At 49.7% G+C, this 16,580-nt stretch carries 19 protein-coding genes; 3 read left to right on the top strand and 16 right to left on the bottom strand.

The annotated features are described in order from the left end of the window. Window positions 1–136: 136 nt before the first annotated feature. Window positions 137–679, top strand: a complete 543-nt coding sequence (locus tag R50912_RS12890) for an NADPH-dependent FMN reductase (protein WP_039308902.1) — start codon at window positions 137–139, stop codon at window positions 677–679. A 460-nt stretch (window positions 680–1,139) separates the two neighbouring features. On the opposite strand, the gene R50912_RS12885 is transcribed toward R50912_RS12890, so the two are convergent. Continuing rightward, complete coding sequence (locus R50912_RS12885) at window positions 1,140–2,201, bottom strand: helix-turn-helix transcriptional regulator (RefSeq protein ID WP_042235303.1); 1,062 nt, start codon at window positions 2,199–2,201, stop codon at window positions 1,140–1,142. 128 nt (window positions 2,202–2,329) lie between these two features. Between R50912_RS12885 and R50912_RS12880 the strand changes: the two genes are divergently transcribed. Next, window positions 2,330–3,448: a saccharopine dehydrogenase family protein gene (locus R50912_RS12880; protein ID WP_042235301.1), complete on the top strand. Its 1,119-nt coding sequence runs from the start codon at window positions 2,330–2,332 to the stop codon at window positions 3,446–3,448. A 125-nt stretch (window positions 3,449–3,573) separates the two neighbouring features. Here R50912_RS12880 and R50912_RS12875 read toward each other — a convergent pair whose 3' ends face one another. From R50912_RS12875 to R50912_RS12815, 12 genes are all read right to left on the bottom strand, one after another. Next, the gene (locus tag R50912_RS12875; protein ID WP_042235300.1) at window positions 3,574–4,395 is read right to left on the bottom strand and encodes a methyl-accepting chemotaxis protein; all 822 of its coding nucleotides are present in this window, start codon (window positions 4,393–4,395) and stop codon (window positions 3,574–3,576) included. A gap of 92 nt (window positions 4,396–4,487) precedes the next feature. Next, window positions 4,488–5,252, bottom strand: coding sequence for a DUF817 domain-containing protein (locus R50912_RS12870; protein ID WP_042235298.1), 765 nt, complete (start codon window positions 5,250–5,252; stop codon window positions 4,488–4,490). Window positions 5,253–5,285: 33 nt separating this feature from the next. Next, window positions 5,286–5,501, bottom strand: a complete 216-nt coding sequence (locus R50912_RS12865; protein ID WP_042235296.1) for a helix-turn-helix domain-containing protein — start codon at window positions 5,499–5,501, stop codon at window positions 5,286–5,288. A 10-nt stretch (window positions 5,502–5,511) separates the two neighbouring features. Further along, window positions 5,512–6,000, bottom strand: coding sequence for a DUF2975 domain-containing protein (locus tag R50912_RS12860; RefSeq protein WP_042235294.1), 489 nt, complete (start codon window positions 5,998–6,000; stop codon window positions 5,512–5,514). A 543-nt stretch (window positions 6,001–6,543) separates the two neighbouring features. After that, window positions 6,544–6,858 carry an L-rhamnose mutarotase gene (gene rhaM, locus R50912_RS12850; RefSeq protein WP_042235292.1) on the bottom strand — a complete coding sequence of 105 codons (315 nt, stop codon included), beginning with the start codon at window positions 6,856–6,858 and terminating at the stop codon, window positions 6,544–6,546. A gap of 132 nt (window positions 6,859–6,990) precedes the next feature. Continuing rightward, entirely contained in the window at window positions 6,991–8,295 is a 1,305-nt protein-coding gene (locus R50912_RS12845) for an alkaline phosphatase family protein (RefSeq protein WP_042235290.1), read from the bottom strand. 1 nt (window position 8,296) lies between these two features. Then, on the bottom strand, window positions 8,297–9,523 hold the full coding sequence (locus tag R50912_RS12840) for an MFS transporter (protein ID WP_039308881.1): 1,227 nt from the start codon (window positions 9,521–9,523) through the stop codon (window positions 8,297–8,299). Between the two features lie 516 nt (window positions 9,524–10,039). Beyond that, window positions 10,040–10,810 carry an ABC transporter permease gene (locus R50912_RS12835; protein WP_042235288.1) on the bottom strand — a complete coding sequence of 257 codons (771 nt, stop codon included), beginning with the start codon at window positions 10,808–10,810 and terminating at the stop codon, window positions 10,040–10,042. Continuing rightward, entirely contained in the window at window positions 10,811–11,569 is a 759-nt protein-coding gene (locus R50912_RS12830) for an ABC transporter ATP-binding protein (protein WP_042235287.1), read from the bottom strand. 15 nt (window positions 11,570–11,584) lie between these two features. Continuing rightward, complete coding sequence (locus tag R50912_RS12825) at window positions 11,585–11,935, bottom strand: DUF1048 domain-containing protein (protein WP_042235285.1); 351 nt, start codon at window positions 11,933–11,935, stop codon at window positions 11,585–11,587. A gap of 15 nt (window positions 11,936–11,950) precedes the next feature. Next, window positions 11,951–12,298, bottom strand: a complete 348-nt coding sequence (locus R50912_RS12820; RefSeq protein WP_042235283.1) for a DUF1048 domain-containing protein — start codon at window positions 12,296–12,298, stop codon at window positions 11,951–11,953. Further along, window positions 12,295–12,603, bottom strand: coding sequence for a PadR family transcriptional regulator (locus R50912_RS12815; protein ID WP_269322111.1), 309 nt, complete (start codon window positions 12,601–12,603; stop codon window positions 12,295–12,297). The genes R50912_RS12820 and R50912_RS12815 overlap by 4 nt, the downstream gene beginning before the upstream one ends. A 214-nt stretch (window positions 12,604–12,817) precedes the next feature. Between R50912_RS12815 and R50912_RS12810 the strand changes: the two genes are divergently transcribed. Continuing rightward, a complete protein-coding gene (locus tag R50912_RS12810) occupies window positions 12,818–13,369 on the top strand; it encodes a dihydrofolate reductase family protein (RefSeq protein ID WP_042235280.1) in 552 nt (183 codons plus the stop codon). 21 nt (window positions 13,370–13,390) lie between these two features. On the opposite strand, the gene R50912_RS12805 is transcribed toward R50912_RS12810, so the two are convergent. The 3 genes from R50912_RS12805 to hflK all read right to left on the bottom strand — a co-directional run bounded on the left by R50912_RS12805 (window position 13,391) and on the right by hflK (window position 16,514). Beyond that, the gene (locus R50912_RS12805; protein WP_197073079.1) at window positions 13,391–14,377 is read right to left on the bottom strand and encodes a GGDEF domain-containing protein; all 987 of its coding nucleotides are present in this window, start codon (window positions 14,375–14,377) and stop codon (window positions 13,391–13,393) included. Window positions 14,378–14,628: 251 nt separating this feature from the next. Continuing rightward, window positions 14,629–15,495, bottom strand: a complete 867-nt coding sequence (hflC, locus tag R50912_RS12800) for a protease modulator HflC (RefSeq protein WP_042235277.1) — start codon at window positions 15,493–15,495, stop codon at window positions 14,629–14,631. Next, window positions 15,492–16,514, bottom strand: coding sequence for an FtsH protease activity modulator HflK (hflK, locus tag R50912_RS12795; RefSeq protein WP_081956793.1), 1,023 nt, complete (start codon window positions 16,512–16,514; stop codon window positions 15,492–15,494). Before hflK ends, hflC begins: the two co-directional genes overlap by 4 nt. Between the last annotated feature and the right edge of the window lie 66 nt (window positions 16,515–16,580).

Below are 16,580 nucleotides of genomic sequence, written 5' to 3'. Positions count from 1 at the left end.
TTCAAGTATATATGTCTAGTAAGATTCGCCTAATAATAGTTTCTAAAAATAACTTGCTTTATTTAAGTTATAAGCTATAATAAAAACATAAGAGCTACTTCAAAAAACTTACAACCACATTCGAGGAGGAATTACAATGACAACATTAAACATCGGAATTATTCTGGGAAGTACCCGCCAAGGCCGCGTTAGCCCGCAGGTAGGCGAATGGGTGAAAGGTATTGCAGATGCACGCGGAGATGCCAATTACGAAATCGTGGATATAGCCGACTTCAAACTACCGCTTCTCGGTGAAACCGACAGCTATGCGGAAGCCCAAGCGTGGGCAGCCAAGCTGGCAACACTGGACGGCTTCGTGTTTATCGTACAGGAATATAACCACAGTCTTACCGGAGCACTCAAGAATGCCCTGGACTCCGCCCGTGAAGAATGGAACAACAAGGCAGCCGGTATCGTAAGCTATGGTTCAGCCGGAGGCGTCCGCGCCGCTGAGCATTTACGCGGAATTCTCGGCGAGCTGTCCGTAGCGGATGTTCGCGTACACCCTCTGCTCTCATTGTTCACTGACTTCGAGAACGGCTCCGTCTTCAAACCAGCCGATTTGCATATCGCCAACGTTAACGCCATGCTCGATCAGGTTCTGGCCTGGAGCGGCGCCTTGAAGACTTTGCGTCAGTAAATAAAAGGTAATGGCAACGCATCAACGTCATTAATATAGGAAAAAAGGGGTCTCAACCGCCAGAAATGGCTATTGAGACCCCTTTTTACATTGAGATGTATAGATAGATAGATAGCGAAACTATGTGAGAATGCTGCGCGAACAGACTGTTGCTCCAAGCACTGTGGGAATGGCGGATACGTCCAATCCTCACTCTCAATTCGTTGCCGGCAGAACGGAGCATTTTAGACGTAAATGTTGCACGATTTCCAACTTGTATTGGTATATACCCGGGTGTTCAGGCCGATGGTTGTATGAAATACAACAATTGTCCCGCTAAACCGCATACTGGAGGAGAATTGCTGTTTTTTGTACAACATTATCGGATTCGGACCGAAATTATGGTTCATCCGAAACCCCCTTCATACCCACAAGTCTAATCCTATCTTTAAGATCATTCATCAGGGACACCCGCTCCTTCTTATCGTGACAGCAGCCTGCTGATCAGCTCCCGGCGGCTGGACACACCTGCTTTGGCAAAGATTGATTTCAGGTGATCCTGAACGGTATAAGCAGAGATATGTAGCGACTCCGCCAGTTCCTTGGTGGATAACCCCAGCAGCAGCATCTCTGCAAGCTGTTTCTCGCGTGCGGTTAAGGTAAAGGCATAGGCCAGCAGGCGGAATACATCGGAGGATCTGGCATTTACAAAAGAAACGGCCAGCATACCTTCCGGACCGTCCAGCCTGCTGGCCGTAACGGTCAGATAAGCCCCATCCCCGGTTTGGAGGCATATTTTAGCGCTTGAAGGGACAGCACTGGAAGCTTTCTCCTCCGCTACAACCCGTAAGCACACGGCCCGGACCGGCCCCGGCAATACTCCCGCATCCAGACGTTCGAACTGCCGCATCTGCTCCAGCCAATAATTCGCCGCTGTATTCGCACTCAGCGTAACCAGCCGCTCATTCAGCATCATAATTCCGTTATCTTCCGGTGCTCCGCTGTCCGAATCCTTGCCGGGCTGCGATGTGGCGTAACTGCGCAGTCCGGCAGCAACCAGCGGAGCAACGGAAGCGATCCGGGCACATTCCTGCGCTTGAAACGGATGGCTATCCAGCGGACGGAACAGAGTCAGGAAGCCCCAGCAGACCCCGCCTGCCATGAGCGCTGCGCGCAGCTCATCTCCGAATCCGGCGGGCTGCAGTACTTTGCGGTAACGTTCACTCTTCTCAAGGCTTCCGCCCGTAACTCCGCTTAAGCAGGCTACCGGAAGCTCCCCCTTGGCCAAGTGCTCATACTTCATATAATCCTCATGCAGATATTCATATTCGAACAATACAGAGTGCACTGCTGAAAGCCCCTGCTCTGTTACCGCTCCGGTGGTAAGAAGCGTATGCGGATCTACTGTCGTGCAGCAGGCCGCAGCAAACGGAATAACGGAACGGAGTTTAGCGATAACCGCTTCCCTGTATTGCTGTGAATTCATAGCTCCCCCGCCCCGGGCCGGGTCCAGCTTCAGAATGCTTTTCATCGCCTCGTTCATCTTGGTGTCCTCTCTAAATCCCACATATGTGGGATGGTCTCCCGTCCTTGAAATCCGGATAATGAAACATAATTCCTATTATATCGCAGGCAAGCTTACATTCAATATTCAAGGACGGAGAAGATACAATGAAAACAGATATTATAGTCATCGGCGGTTATGGTCATGTCGGGTCACAGATTTGCCGGCTTCTTGGCGAGAAGCATCCCGGGAAGGTCTATGCGGCGGGAAGAAATCTGAAACGTGCTGAAGAGTTCTCCCGCAGTACCGGCGGGTATGTGAAGCCGCTGCGTCTGGCGGCAGAGGAGCCGCTGGACCAGAAGCTGCTCGAACGGGTGAAGCTGGTTGTAATGTGTCTGGATCAGCAGGATACGCGGCTGGCAGAAGCCTGCCTGCAGAGCGGTACGCATTATATAGATGTCTCGGCGAACGGCGAATTCCTCAGCAAGCTGCAGAAGCTGGACCTGGTGAAGAATGGCCTCCAGGCTGCAGCACTGCTGAGTGTCGGCCTGGCTCCTGGCCTGACCAATCTGCTCGCGGCAAGGGCCATGCAGGAGCTGGAGCAGACGGAGTCCATTGACATCTCCATTCTGCTTGGGCTTGGAGACAGTCATGGACAAGCCGCTCTGGAGTGGACCGTGGACAACCTGGGGGCAGTCTTTGAGATTACTGAGCATGGCAAAACGCGTACGGCTTCAAGCTTCACGGAAAGGAAGTCCACTGATTTCGGCTTGGGTCTGCGGACCCGGACAGCCTACCGTTTTCCTTTTTCGGATCAGCAGACGCTGCCTGTAACTTTAGGCGTTCCATCGGTGTCCACCCGGCTCTGCTTCGATTCCCGCATCTCCACCTCCGCTGTTGCTGTACTGCGCAGACTAGGTCTGCCCGCACTGCTGCTGCGGAACAGAACCTGCCGTAACTTCGCTGTCCGGGCTTTCGGCAAATTCCGGTTCGGCTCGGCACGCTTCGCGGTTAAAGTGGATGCCTATGGGCTGAAGAACGGCAAGCCCATGCAAATTGAATATGGAATAACAGGTGTACATGAAGCAGACATTACTGCAATAACTGCGGCTGGTGTAACCCTTAACCTCTATGAATCCGCACCTCCGCCAGGTGTCTATCATATTGAGCAGTTATTCACACTGCAGACGGCAGGGAACCATCTGTCTCTGGCATACACCGGGGAAGCCGGAACCAGTCAAGGTATGACTTATTCTCTGGAAGGCGCTACTTTCTGGAACCGGTGACCGGTACAACAGATTCTCTTTTGAACTTACCTGCACGCCTATCCTCCGGGCAGTTCTAATTCCTGACGCCTTCCTGAATACAACAAGGCGGCCGTTAACATAACGGCCGCCTTGTTTATGATATTTTATTGGATTACGGATGAAATGAATCTGGCCATCTCCCCACTGGTCTCATTCAGCTTCTCAATGACATCGCTGAACTGGGTTACGAGCTCAGCCTGCGCCGAAGAAGACAAGGCAATTGCCTCAATCTCCTGCTCCATCTCCCGGATCGAACGCTGCACTGTACTTAGTGAATCTTCGATCGACTTCGTGGCTTCCTTCGTGTGCACAGACAGCTTGCGCACCTCTGTCGCAACTACTCCGAAGCCTGCGCCCTGCTCTCCGACCCGCGCAGCCTCAATCGCCGCATTCAGGCCCAGCAGATTCGTCTGCTCGGAGATCTCCCGGATGAATCCGGCCACCTTGTTCACCTGCTTGGACTCTTCCACCGTCTTGCGGGAATTTTCCAGAATCTGCGCCGTCGTTGCCGACAGCTCCTCAGACTGGGCTGCTACATTCTGCACCATGTCTGCCAGCTGGCCGCTGATCTGATTGATGCTCTCGGTCAGCTGTTCCATTTTATCTTCATTTTCCAGCGTATAGGCAATTGCGAAGGCCCCGATGACTTCACCTTCATCCCCATAAATCGGGACTGCCGAAGAAACTACAGTTGCTCCGTACAGCTCAGGTGACAACCGGTTTGTCGTGGCGCGTCCAGCCAGGGCATTTCCGAGAGACGGATCATCCGGTGAAACGGGACTTCCTTTGGTTAAGCCGAAATCCAGCACTTTGCTTGGCTCATAATAATGGAAAATTTCTCTATCCGTAATACCGATCATAATATCCTGTGCGTGAATCTGCTTGAACAAGGGTGCTGCTGCGATCAGTGCTGTTAAGTTATCCATAAGCATCTCCTAAATGTGAATGTTTAGAATTATTATCGACACATTTAACCGATTAGTGAAGAGTGCTGATTATGAATTATGAACGTCCTGAATTATAAACGTCCCGCCTTAACATGCTTAAGCTGAGCCACAATAATGACGCTGATGATCACAAGCAGAAACCAAGAGCTGATCTTGCCAAAGCCCACCAGATGCCAGCTTTCATGCTGGTCCGGATATTTCCAGGCATTAAAGAAGGTAGCGATATTCTCCGCCAGCCAGATAAAGAAACCTACAATGATGAAAGCCAATGTCAGCGGCATCCTGTACGTTCTGTCCTGCACCCGGTAAATGATCCATGTTCTCCAAAAGACTACCAGCACCATCGCCGTCAGCCACCAGCGGAAATCCGGAATAAAGTGGTGGGTGAAAAAGTTCAGATAGATCGCTCCGCCAAGCATTCCCGCAGCAGCCAGCCCCGGCCAGCCGGTCATAGCCATCTTCAGTCTGCGCCAGATCTGACACATGTAGCTTGCCACACTTGCATACATAAACCCGCTATACAGCGGTACACCGAGCAGCTTCGTGAATCCCGGATCAGGATACGCCCAAGATCCCATTCGTATCTTATAGATCTCCAGCAGCAGACCAATCACATGAAATACGCAGATGACCTTGATCTCATCAAGGGTCTCCAGTCCAGTGCGGTACATAAGGTACTGCACGGTAAGCAGTATCAGCAGAATAACATCATAACGGTGGATAAATGGCACTTCTATTCTGCTTGTAAGCAGGAGGGTTCCAAAGATCGCAACGGGAAAGATGCAGCTCATCGCCTGGTGATAACCAAAATGCAGCAGTCGTGTGATTGATTTCAAAAAGTTCCTCTCCTCGCCGGCCGGGCTTCCCCTTCATTCAATAGATTCCGGGGTGTATACTAATATATCTCCGGGCTGACAATCCAATGCCTTGCATATCGCCGCAAGTGTTGAAAACCGGATGGCCTTCGCCTTGCCGTTCTTCAAGATAGACAAGTTAGCCATCGTTATACCTACCTTCTCTGTAAGCTCTGTTACGCTCATTTTCCGTTTCGCCAGCATCACGTCAATATTGATAATAATCGCCATGGTCGTCACCTCAGACTGTCAAATCATTTTCAGATTTTAGTTCGATAGCTTCATTCAGTAGCTTCTGGAGCACCGCTGCGAATACAGCGATCACCATGGAAGCCAAAATAATGATCATTCCAATAACGATAATCCCCGGAGCGTCATCCCTCTCTGCCATGAGATAGAACAGCGGCATCCCTAAGACAAACATACTGCTGATGGCGACTGCACACCGTTTGATATTCTTCAGCACCTGTACTGAGGCATCCGAGAATGCCTTGTTCTGATCGATATAGCCTAACAGCTTAAAGGCTTGATAGAGGGCAATGTAAAAAGGTAGCGCCGCCCCATACAAATCGATCATTACGAGTGCCTGTATGTACGCATGCTCCGGATACAGCTCTGCTGCAAATTCAGCAATCTCCGGCACTACAAATACACATAGAGCAAGTGCAGCCATTCCAAACAGAATAATTACTGCCTTCAAAAAAGTGGTCGATCCTGGTTTACGTTTCATCAAAAAAACACCTCACTTCGTATTCGTGAGTTTAATTTATCACAATATTTATTGTTTATCAATATATTTATATTGATATATAATATATTATTATTGTTAATATCTCTGCCGAGCCGCGAATCGAGGCTACTGCACTGCAGGGCGGCAGGCAGCAAAGGGTACGACGGATTTGTGCTTGGCATTGTCACGGCATGACAATCACCGCAGAGCAGGATATAGAGCTCTATCCTTGCTTGCGGGTCTCTGTACGCCTTGCCAATATAAAACTTGCTCAAGAAGAGCTTCCCCTCTTCTTGTCTGGCCGAGATATATCCGACTGTGGAGCCGTCATTATGGATCAAGTAATATTCGTAGCCCTGATGATAGATCTGATTCGTAATCGCCGGAAGCGATTGGAACTTATCAATCATGTAATTAATCTGCTCGATTGTAATAATCGAAACATAATATTCGTGCCATATTTCTGCCGCCCATTGAGCAACCTCAGGAAAATAAAAAAGAGCCCCACACTTTCGTCATAGGGCACTCCAGACTACTAACTGGCTATTTTAAATAGAATACTTCTTTCAGGCTCTTGGATACCGGGCTGTGATCAGCGTTAGTCTCCATTAACGGCTCCATATACACCCACCACTTCCGGCAAATCTCCGTCTGCGACATCTGATCCCACCGCTCTTCGTCTTCAATCTCTACGTAAGCAAACAGGCTGCCCGTTTCTTCATCCAGAAAAATAGAATAATGATGTGCGCCATGGTTCTTCAGCTCTTCAGCCATCTCCGGCCACAGCTCATCATGACGGCGTTTGTACTCCTCATAAGCATCGGGATAAACATGCATAACACTCGCTTTTCTAATCACTGTTCAGCACTCCAGACGTATTGGGGTTTGGACAACATTGAATGAACTATATTGCACATTATATATGAACCAGTCTGGCAATCTCAATGGCCCCTGCTTCCGAGAAGTGCGTGTTATCCTCTGCTCCCTATCTTAATCTGCAACAATCTCTTCCAATGCTCTCCCGTCCCCGTGACCGAAATTGATCCCCAGAATTCTTCCCAGCGTCGGCGCAATATCGACCATTTCGATATCGCCGATAGAGTAGTCCTGTTTAATCATGCCGCCGGAAACGACAAAATTGCACCGGTAGCCGCTTTTGTCAGGAGAATAACCATGCGTAGCATAACGAACTCCATGTGCCTGCAAATCGGTAACCAGCTGCTCCTCTAGACTCTCATCGAAACAATAGCCGCGCCGCGCTTCAAGCATAAACATTGTATAGGGACTCGCATGAAGATCATCCAGGTTCTCCCGGTTATACACACATTCAATTCCTGACGCCCCGTCCTTCATGTATTCTTCAACAGCCGTGAGTGCCTGCTGCTGCGCTTCCTCGTCTCCCGGCTGGACATGCAGGTACGCTGAACCTCCGCCGCACTGGAAATACGCCCGCCATTTCATTATGCCGCCCTCTTCATAGATCAGACCCTTTGCCAGCAAGAGATTGTTCAGATGCACCTTATACCTCACATTGAACTGACCATGGTCTCCGAGGACCATAATCACCGTATCTTGCCTGATCCCGGCATCATCCACAGCCTGCAGGAGCTCACCCAGCCGGTTATCCATGCGCAGGATGACTTCTTTCACCTCATCACTGTCTGTCCCATACAGATGTTTGGCATCATCCAGGTCAATCAGATGCATCATGAGCAGATTAGGCTTGTTGCGCTTAATCGTGTCTATCGCACACTTCGTTGTAAAGTCATCCAGGTAAGGCTGGGTAATCCCTTGCCTGATCCGGCCGTATTTCAGCTCCATCCGGATGCAGTAGGCGGGACTGCCACTTCTCAGCACCTTAAGTGCCTGATTCTCACCTTTCAGCGCCCTGATTTCCGGAATATTATAACGGATCGAGGACTTGCCCGAAACCGGCCAGAGGAGTCCGGCGGTACTGAGCCCTGCCTTACGTGCAGCATCATAAATTGTCGGTACCTTGACCGCCTCACGGAACCAGAACCAGCGCTGGTCCTCCTCCTTCACGAACGGCTGCAGCGGATTGTTGTGGTGAATACCGTGCTTGTCCGGATGAACGCCGGTAGCAATGGTGGTATGAACTACATAGGTGAGTGTGGGATATACACTCCGCAAGCGGTTGCTGTGGGCACCTTGCTTAATCAGTTTGGATAAATTGGGCAGCCGGCTGGCCAGCTCCCAGTTGTCCTCCGAGAAGGCATCGTAGGAAATGACGATCAGATGTTTAGCTAATGGCGCGCGAGGCGTTGTCAGTTCCATGTTAGTTCCCCTTAGGTAGTGTGATGAAGATGAAGAATCCGATCAGAAACAGCGGAATTATGGATAAAATGCTAAAGCGGGCCTCGCCCGTTAACGTCGTAGTCAGTGACATCAGCGCCGGGCCGAGAATTGCCGCGAACTTGCCGAAGATATTATAGAAGCCGAAGAATTCATTGGAATTCTCCTTCGGGATGATTTTCGCGAAATACGACCGGCTGAGCGCCTGGATGCCACCCTGGGCCGAACCGATCAGCGCGCCGAGAATAAAGATATGCCACACTGAGGTGATGAAGAAAGCCGCAATACAGGAAATGATATAAGTGAAAATCCCGAAGATAATCAGCTTGCGGGCAGAGTGGGTTTTGGCCAGATTACCGTAGAGAATCGCACACGGAAAGGCAATGATCTGGATGATGAGCAGAATGCCCAGCAGGGTGAAAGTGTCCAGGGAATCCCCGCCCAGCACCGAAGTCGCATACGGCACCACCATTTTAATAATGGTATCTACCCCGTCGATATAGAAGAAATACGCGATCAGGAATACAAATACAATTTTGTGCTGGCGGATATTCATGAAGGTGTTCGCCATTCTTTTGAAGCTGTTTGCAACCGGATTGGGTTCAGGCTCAATATAGTAGCGCTGCTTCACATCTCTGATCATAGGCACAGTGAGCAGCCCCCACCATAGTGCAGTAATGATGAATCCGATCTGATAACCGATGGCCTTGTCCATCCCCATCATGAAGATCAGCAGCAGGCTGATTCCGAACGGAATACAGCTGAAGATATAACCGAAGGCAAACCCTCTCGTCGATACCTTATCCATCCGCTCATCATCTGTAATATCGACCAGGAAGGAATCATAGAAGATATTGGCCCCGGCAAACCCGACCGCTGACAGAATGTAAAAAGCAATCAGCAGCTGCCATTGTCCGCTATCCGGTGACACGAAGGCCAGAGAAGCCGTAGCAAGCACGCCTACCGCAGCGAAGAAAATGAAGAAGCGCTTCTTCCGGTCCTTGTAATCGGCAATCGTCCCCAGGATCGGACTGAGCACCGCCACCAGAATACTGGCAATGGAATTGAAATAGCCCAAATCCATACTGCTGCCCACAGTTGTGAACATGCCGAAGATAATGGGCAAAAGCGCCGTAGTCACCGCCATCGAGTAGGCAGAATTACCGCAGTCATACAGAATCCATGATTTCTCCTCTTTACTCAGCTTCATCTAATCTTCTCCTCCAATAACCGATTGTTTCAGTTATATCACGCGAACATATGAAGCATGTTAATGGGATGTAAAATCACAGAATCTCTGGCTTAGTGGCTATAGCCTTCCCAATATCCTGCAATATACATGGTCATTATAACCTGAATTACCAAAGGAAAGGGTGAAAAATATAGATTAAGCTCACTAGATTCACAGAATATATATGGGCAGAGGGTGCTGCCGCAGAATGGAGACTTTTCAGTAAACACTGTAGAAGACATAAATGTTGTAAGTTTTACAACTTTGGATCATGGATAGTTAGGTATCCGGGAGGATTGTTGTATAAAATACAAGAATAATTCGGCTAAGCCGCTTGAAAAAGGTAAAATCCTGCATTTATACAACAATTCCGGATTTGGGGTGATATGAGAGGAACACTGAGACAATACTTAACCGTCTGCAAGCAGAAATGGCGCCTGTCCCGGAAGGTTCGGGAAGGCGCCATGCTTTTGATATCAGAAACCGGGCAGCCGTTCACGCCGCCTTTCGTTTATATACGCGCATCGCAAACAGATATGCGGCAATCATTATCCCCAGGCACCAGGCAAGTGCAGTCCAGATGTCATGTCCGGCAGGCTGCCCTGCCAGCAGGGCGCGGACCGCTTCCACTATTGAAGTTACCGGCTGGTTCTCAGCAAAAATACGGACAGCGCGCGGCATCGTTTCAGTAGGCACAAATGCGGAACTGATAAAGGGAAGGAAGATTAGCGGGTAAGAAAAGGCACCTGCGCCGTCTACCGATTTGGCGGACAGTCCGGCAATCACCGCGATCCAAGTCAGGGCCAGCGTGAACAGCGCCAGTATACCGGCCACGGCAAGCCATGACAATACTCCAGCCGGAGAGCGGAAGCCCATAAGGAGCCCTACAAGGATGATGACGGCAACCGAAATCGCATTGGACACAAGTGAGGTCAGCACATGCCCCCAGAGCGCTGCGGAACGTGCAATCGGCATCGAGTGGAACCGTTCGAAAATGCCGCTCTGCATATCCATGAACAGCCGGTAAGCTGTATAGGAGATGCCGCTAGCAATTGCAATCAGCAGGATGCCGGGCAGCAGGTAATTCACATAGTTGTCCGTGCCGGTCTGAATGGCCCCGCCGAGCACATAAACGAACAGGAGCAGCATAGCGATCGGAGTGATGGTGACTGTGATGATGGTATCCATGCTGCGGATAATATGGCGCATGGAACGTCCAAGCATTACGCTCATATCACTGAAGAAGTGTCTCACTGTCATTTCCATTTACTTTCCCTCCTTTTTAGCGGTGATGGCGAGGAATATCTCTTCTAATGTGGGTTGTTTCTCCACATACTCCACCTTGTCAGGCGGAAACAGCTTCTTCAGCTCGGCGAGTGTGCCGTTCGCAATGATCCTGCCCTCATGCAGGATGGCAATTTGATCGGCCAGCTGTTCGGCTTCCTCCAAATACTGCGTGGTCAGAAATACGGTCGTGCCCTTAGCGGCAAGCTCTTTGACTGTCTTCCAGACTTCGCCCCGTCCTTCGGGGTCAAGTCCGGTGGTCGGCTCGTCGAGAAAAATAAGCTGCGGCTCTCCTACAAGGCTCATGGCGATGTCCAGTCTCCGGCGCATACCGCCCGAATAAGTAGACACCCTGCGGCTCCCGGCTTCGGTCAGGCCGAACCGCTTCAATAGATCGTCCGCTATCTGATGCGGATGATTCAGGTGACGGAGCCTGGCGATCATGATCAGGTTCTCACGGCCGGTCAATATCTCGTCAACGGCGGCAAACTGTCCGGTCAGGCTGATCGACTCGCGTACATGATCAGGCTTCGAGGCGACATCAAAGCCGTTGACGGTGGCACTTCCCCCGTCCTGTTTCAGCAGTGTAGTGAGGGTTCTGACAATCGTTGTCTTACCCGCACCATTGGAACCGAGCAGCGCGTAAATTTCGCCGCGCCGCACCTCGAAATTGACACCTTTCAGAACTTCTATATTATTGAAGGACTTTCGCAGACCTTTTACTTCTATTGCATTACCCATCTCTGTTTCCCCCTTTCACTTGGTTTTATCCATAGCCTTTTTCATCGCCTTGGCCACTTCTTTGTCTACAGGTTCCTGATAGATATCAGCGTAGGTTTTGGAATCTTTAATGAGATCGTCGCAGAAAGCTGCTACGTCCCTGCCCGTGACCTCAAGCACTCCTTTTCCCAGGGCGGCGCCCTCTTCAAACAGATCCACAATTCCCGAGAGCAGATCCGTCCCCTCTGTGAGCTCCACCGGACCGACCTTGAAAAGATACTTTTGCAGCTCTTTGTAAACAATCTGGTAATCCTGCGGGAGTGCTTTAACACGCGCAACATGCGCCCGCCACTCTTTTTTGCCCTCAATTATATCCCGTATTCTCATTGTCTCCTCCTCCTCCTATTTCCCTAATTTTCTGGCAATAGTATTGTTCAGCTCCTGGCGCCACTTGTCGCGGTAAGACTTTGCCCCTTCTTCGCCGGCCAGTGCGGAACAAAAGCCTTTGATATCATCACCTAACACTTCCCTTGCATTCTGTCCGTCTGCCGCCGTTTCTTCCAGAAGGCCAAGCACACCGTCAAGAATGGGCATAAGATTGCGGCCGGTGAGATCGGAGTGCGGCCAAAGCCCGTCTTTAATTTGTTTCCAGGCCGCCTGATAATCAGCCGGGAGCTTTGTGACCCGCAGCTCGAAATTTTTGAATTCTTTGGTCATGTCGCTGCCGGTGATTTTTTCCCAAAAATTCATTGTTTTCTCTCCTTTAACTCGTTCATTTTGGAGGATACGAACTCCCACTTGCCCCAGAATTTCTGCAGCTCTTCACGCCCCGCATTATTAAGCGCGAAGAACTTGCGCGGCGGGCCCATATCGGAAGGTTTCTTAGAAGTATCTACCAGCTTGCTCTTCTCAAGCCGGATCAGAATGGTGTACACCGTTCCCTCTACCACATCACTGAAGCCGAGGGTATTCAGTTGCCTAGTAATTTCGTAACCGTAGGTTTCTTTGCGGCTTATAATTTCAAGGACACATCCTTCAAGCACGCCCTTCAGCATTTCCGTCAGATTATCCAGCACAATTCCTCCTCACTACTCTGTATGACTGGTATTCAGTATCACTAACTACTACTACATAGTATCACGTAGTAGTGGAATGTCAATAGCTGTTATTCTGATAATTAAGCTAAAGGGCGGGTTTGTTTGGTCCACCCACCTCCGTTAAACTAAAGTTGTATCCGGCAGGCTAAAAAGGAACATAAGGAGGCTGCATATGGGGCGTGTAATCCTGCAGATGAATGTGACGCTGGACGGTTGCTGTGACCACACGCAGGTGATAGCGAATGAGGAGCTCCACCAGTATACGGTGGATTTGATGGACCAGGCCAATGGCCTGCTTATGGGACGTAAAATCTACCAGTTGATGGAAAGCGCTTGGCCAGCCATTGCTATTAGCGGTGCAGGACCACAATTTTTGGTCGACTTTGCACATAAGCTCGACCGGAAACCCAAGTATGTCTTCTCGCGGACGCTGGATCAGTTGTCGTGGCAGAACTCTTTTTTGCTAACGGGGACAGTATCAGAGGAAGTGCAGCAGCTTACTGCAGAAGGAAAGAGCCTGGTCGTTAACGGCGGTCCCGGCCTCGGCTCTACTCTGGCAGGGCTAGGCTTGGTGGATGAATATCACATCCTGGTACAGCCAATCGTTGCCGGTCATGGTCCCCAATTGTTAGGGGGAGTCCGTGACCGGCTGGATCTGAAGCTGAGCGAAACCACAACCTTCGGCTCCGGCGTCGTTGTACTCCGCTATACGCCCGTCCGTTAACCACCTGACTGACCACCGAGTTTATGTAAGCTGGGGTTCAGCATAGCAAACCTGGTTTCTGCCTTTTCCTTTAGCCTCATATAAAGCTTCGTCGGCTTTCTCCAGCATTTCTGCCGGGGCAGATTCCGGAAAAGAAGAAACCCCTACAGAAATCGTAATCCTTAGCTGGGACTGGTCAGGAAGTACAAAGATGCTGTCTTGAACCGAGGTACGCAGCTTCTCGGCGACCATCATGCCTTTATCTGCCGTACACCGCAGAAGCAGAACCGCGAACTCTTCCCCACCTTTACGTGCACAATAATCGCGTATACGGATACCGGACTGGAGAATATCCGCGAGTTTAGACAGAACCACATCTCCGGCCGCATGACCGTATGTATCATTAACAACCTTGAAATGATCGATATCTATTAACAGCAGAGAGAACGCTTCATTCTGGAGCGCGCTTATTTCCGCCGTTTTTTTGAAAATCAGATTAAAGGACCGGGGATTATGGAGTCCCGTAAGGAAATCCCGCTCTGCAGCCTCTTTAAACATTTCTAAAGCGTCATGGGATCTCTTCAGGTGGTTAATGAGCAGATAATTAAACAGGCATGCCATAAAACAAATCATGTCAAATAAAAGAATCGTGCCTATGTTAGTCCAGCCTACCAGCGGAAGTAGTATACAGGTGGAGAGTATGACCATACCGCAAGCTGCAACCAGCCACCGGTAAAAATCCGGGATTTTAAGCGAAAAAGCAAAAACGCCCACCAGAAAAGTAATCGCGATATTTACAACGCCTAATAGGGTCGCTTCATTAATTTCACCAAGGAAAAAAAGCCGGAACAAAGCAATTAAACTTGTCGAAATCATCCCGGTAACAGGCCCGCCAAGATATGTGGCTGCCAGAATCGAGACTTGCCGGAAATCTATAATGGTGCCATCGCCTAAAGGAAAAGCAAAATACAGCTGAACAATGCCAAACAGTCCAAACCCGATTCCGTATAAAGCATGGAATTGAAGCATGGAGAACGCCCGCTTTCCTTTTAAGAGGGTCAATATCATGTCCCCGAAAAAGATAAACGTAGTAAGCAATGAAAAATTGATGAGCAAATTAACAAGCATAACATACCCCTTACAAAATAAGTGATATCCCCTTTGATTCTATAATGAGGGATAGTTGAAGATTCCCCATCAGTATAGCATGGACATTTCAAAGAGGCCCATGCAAAAATCGCATGGGCCTTTCATATTTACGTCCCACCAATCAGATGAGGTTATTGCCCCATCAATATTTTGGCATATGGCGAATCAATCGGTATCATGATAACCGGCTCATTCTTCAGCGTGGTCACATAACTCTCCAGGGTACGATAGAAGCTATAGAACTCGGGGGACTTTCCATAGGCCTGGTTATAGATCCTGGCGGCTTCCCCTTCTCCTTCAGCGATGATTTTTTTAGAATCGGCTTCAGCCTGGGCCATCAGCTCTCTTGAGGAACGGTCGGCCTTGGAGGTGATTTTCTTGGATTCCTCGTCACCCTCGGACAGATAACGCGCGGCGATGGACTGGCGGTCCGATATCATCCGGTTGTATACACTTTGTTTGTTCTCCTCCGGCAGATCCGTACGTTTGATCCGTACGTCAATCACTTCAATCCCGTAATTATCACGGGTTAAGGCGGCAATGACATCATTGGTGATCTCATCGTTAATGTTACCCCGTCCGGTGTCCTCACTGATAATATTCTCATAATTGACTTCCGACAGCTTGCGCCGCACGGAGTTATATACCGCTTCATCAATACGCTGAATCCCGCCGCCTACCGATTGTACTGTTCTCAGGAATTGTGAGGCATTGGTGATTCTCCACACGGTATAGTTATCAACCACAATCGGCTTCTGGTCCTTCGTCAGAATGCTGGTAGGTGAGCTTTCGTATGTCATCTGATACTTGGGGAGAGCTGAGACATTCTCGATAAAAGGGATTTTCAGCCTCAGTCCAGGCTCCTCAACGGTACGCATCGCTTCACCGAAGCGCAGGACCACCTTGTATTCGCCCTCCTTTACTACATACAAAGAGCCGGCAATCAGAATAGCTAGAACAATAGTTGATATCAGTCCGATGATCTGGTTTCTTTTCACTCTGCATCTCCTCCTTGCGGCGTGGCCGAAGCAGCCGGGCTGACCGGAGTGCTTCGCATCAGCTCATTCAGCGGCAGATAATTCACAGTATCGCTATCCGAGTTGGTTATGAAGATCTTGGCGCTAGGTAAAATAGTCTCCAGTGTCTCCAGAATCAACCGGCTTTCGGTTACGCTCTTATTGTTGCTGTATTCGGCAAATATGGCGTTAAACTGGGCTACATCCCCTTGCGCATTCAGGATACGTGATTTCTTCTCGCCTTCGGCTCTCTCGATCAGCGCCTGCGCTTCACCGCGTGCCTTAGGGATGATATCGTTCTCATATTTCTTGGCGTTGTTAATCTTCGTGTTCTTCTCTTCACGGGCATTGGTAACCTCGCGGAAGGCTTCTTCTACCTGGCCGCTCGGCGGTTCAATATCCTGGAATTTGATATCAATGATCTGAATACCGGTGTTGTACTTCTTCTGCAGATCAACGAGCAGCACCCGGACCTTATCCTGAATAACCGTCTTTCCGTCTGTAATGGCATAATCCAGCTTCTCGGAACCAATTACCGCACGGATGGAGGAGCTGGCCGAGTTACGCAGAAATTTGTCCGGGTCATCAATGTTATACAGATAATTGCGGACATTGCTGATCTTCCACTGTACTACAGCATCGGCAGAAACGATGTTCTCATCGCCTGTAATCATCATCGCCTCATCTTCAACGGCTACAGCTCCGTCAGCCTCCTGACGGTACCCGATGTGTATCCGCTGGGTCAGTTCCGCAGGCACCGTTATCACTTCCTGTATTGGATAAGGCCATTTGAAATGAAGTCCTGCCGAGGACTCGTTCGTGTATTTGCCGAAGGTCAGGATAGCTGCACGTTCCTGCTCCTGCACGGTATAGAATGAAGATGCGCCAATATAAATCAACACAGCGGCAGCGGCTACCCCTAATCCAATCTTCTTATACATTCCCGGTTTCAGCTCGGGAAGCTTGCGTCCCGGGACCGGATTTTTCCCATCCCCATTCATGAAATTCAAGATGCATCGCTCCTTTTTACGTATTTAAGTCTATATAGAGATACATATACGTAAATA

The sequence above is a fragment of the Paenibacillus sp. FSL R5-0912 genome (genome assembly GCF_000758605.1).
Classification (GTDB): Bacteria; Bacillota; Bacilli; order Paenibacillales; family Paenibacillaceae; genus Paenibacillus_AQ.
This window is presented reverse-complemented; position numbering and strand designations above follow the sequence as displayed.

Bases quoted from the DNA above. Each gene is read 5' to 3' on its own strand.
- R50912_RS12890 (WP_039308902.1), top strand. From the start codon at position 137: ATGACAACATTAAACATCGGAATTATTCTGGGAAGTACCCGCCAAGGC.
- R50912_RS12885 (WP_042235303.1), bottom strand. From the start codon at position 2,201: ATGAACGAGGCGATGAAAAGCATTCTGAAGCTGGACCCGGCCCGGGGC.
- R50912_RS12880 (WP_042235301.1), top strand. From the start codon at position 2,330: ATGAAAACAGATATTATAGTCATCGGCGGTTATGGTCATGTCGGGTCA.
- R50912_RS12875 (WP_042235300.1), bottom strand. From the start codon at position 4,395: ATGGATAACTTAACAGCACTGATCGCAGCAGCACCCTTGTTCAAGCAG.
- R50912_RS12865 (WP_042235296.1), bottom strand. From the start codon at position 5,501: ATGGCGATTATTATCAATATTGACGTGATGCTGGCGAAACGGAAAATG.
- R50912_RS12860 (WP_042235294.1), bottom strand. From the start codon at position 6,000: ATGAAACGTAAACCAGGATCGACCACTTTTTTGAAGGCAGTAATTATT.
- R50912_RS12845 (WP_042235290.1), bottom strand. From the start codon at position 8,295: ATGGAACTGACAACGCCTCGCGCGCCATTAGCTAAACATCTGATCGTC.
- R50912_RS12840 (WP_039308881.1), bottom strand. From the start codon at position 9,523: ATGAAGCTGAGTAAAGAGGAGAAATCATGGATTCTGTATGACTGCGGT.
- R50912_RS12835 (WP_042235288.1), bottom strand. From the start codon at position 10,810: ATGGAAATGACAGTGAGACACTTCTTCAGTGATATGAGCGTAATGCTT.
- R50912_RS12830 (WP_042235287.1), bottom strand. From the start codon at position 11,569: ATGGGTAATGCAATAGAAGTAAAAGGTCTGCGAAAGTCCTTCAATAAT.
- R50912_RS12825 (WP_042235285.1), bottom strand. From the start codon at position 11,935: ATGAGAATACGGGATATAATTGAGGGCAAAAAAGAGTGGCGGGCGCAT.
- R50912_RS12820 (WP_042235283.1), bottom strand. From the start codon at position 12,298: ATGAATTTTTGGGAAAAAATCACCGGCAGCGACATGACCAAAGAATTC.
- R50912_RS12815 (WP_269322111.1), bottom strand. From the start codon at position 12,603: ATGCTGAAGGGCGTGCTTGAAGGATGTGTCCTTGAAATTATAAGCCGC.
- R50912_RS12810 (WP_042235280.1), top strand. From the start codon at position 12,818: ATGGGGCGTGTAATCCTGCAGATGAATGTGACGCTGGACGGTTGCTGT.
- R50912_RS12805 (WP_197073079.1), bottom strand. From the start codon at position 14,377: ATGCTTCAATTCCATGCTTTATACGGAATCGGGTTTGGACTGTTTGGC.
- hflK (WP_081956793.1), bottom strand. From the start codon at position 16,514: ATGAATGGGGATGGGAAAAATCCGGTCCCGGGACGCAAGCTTCCCGAG.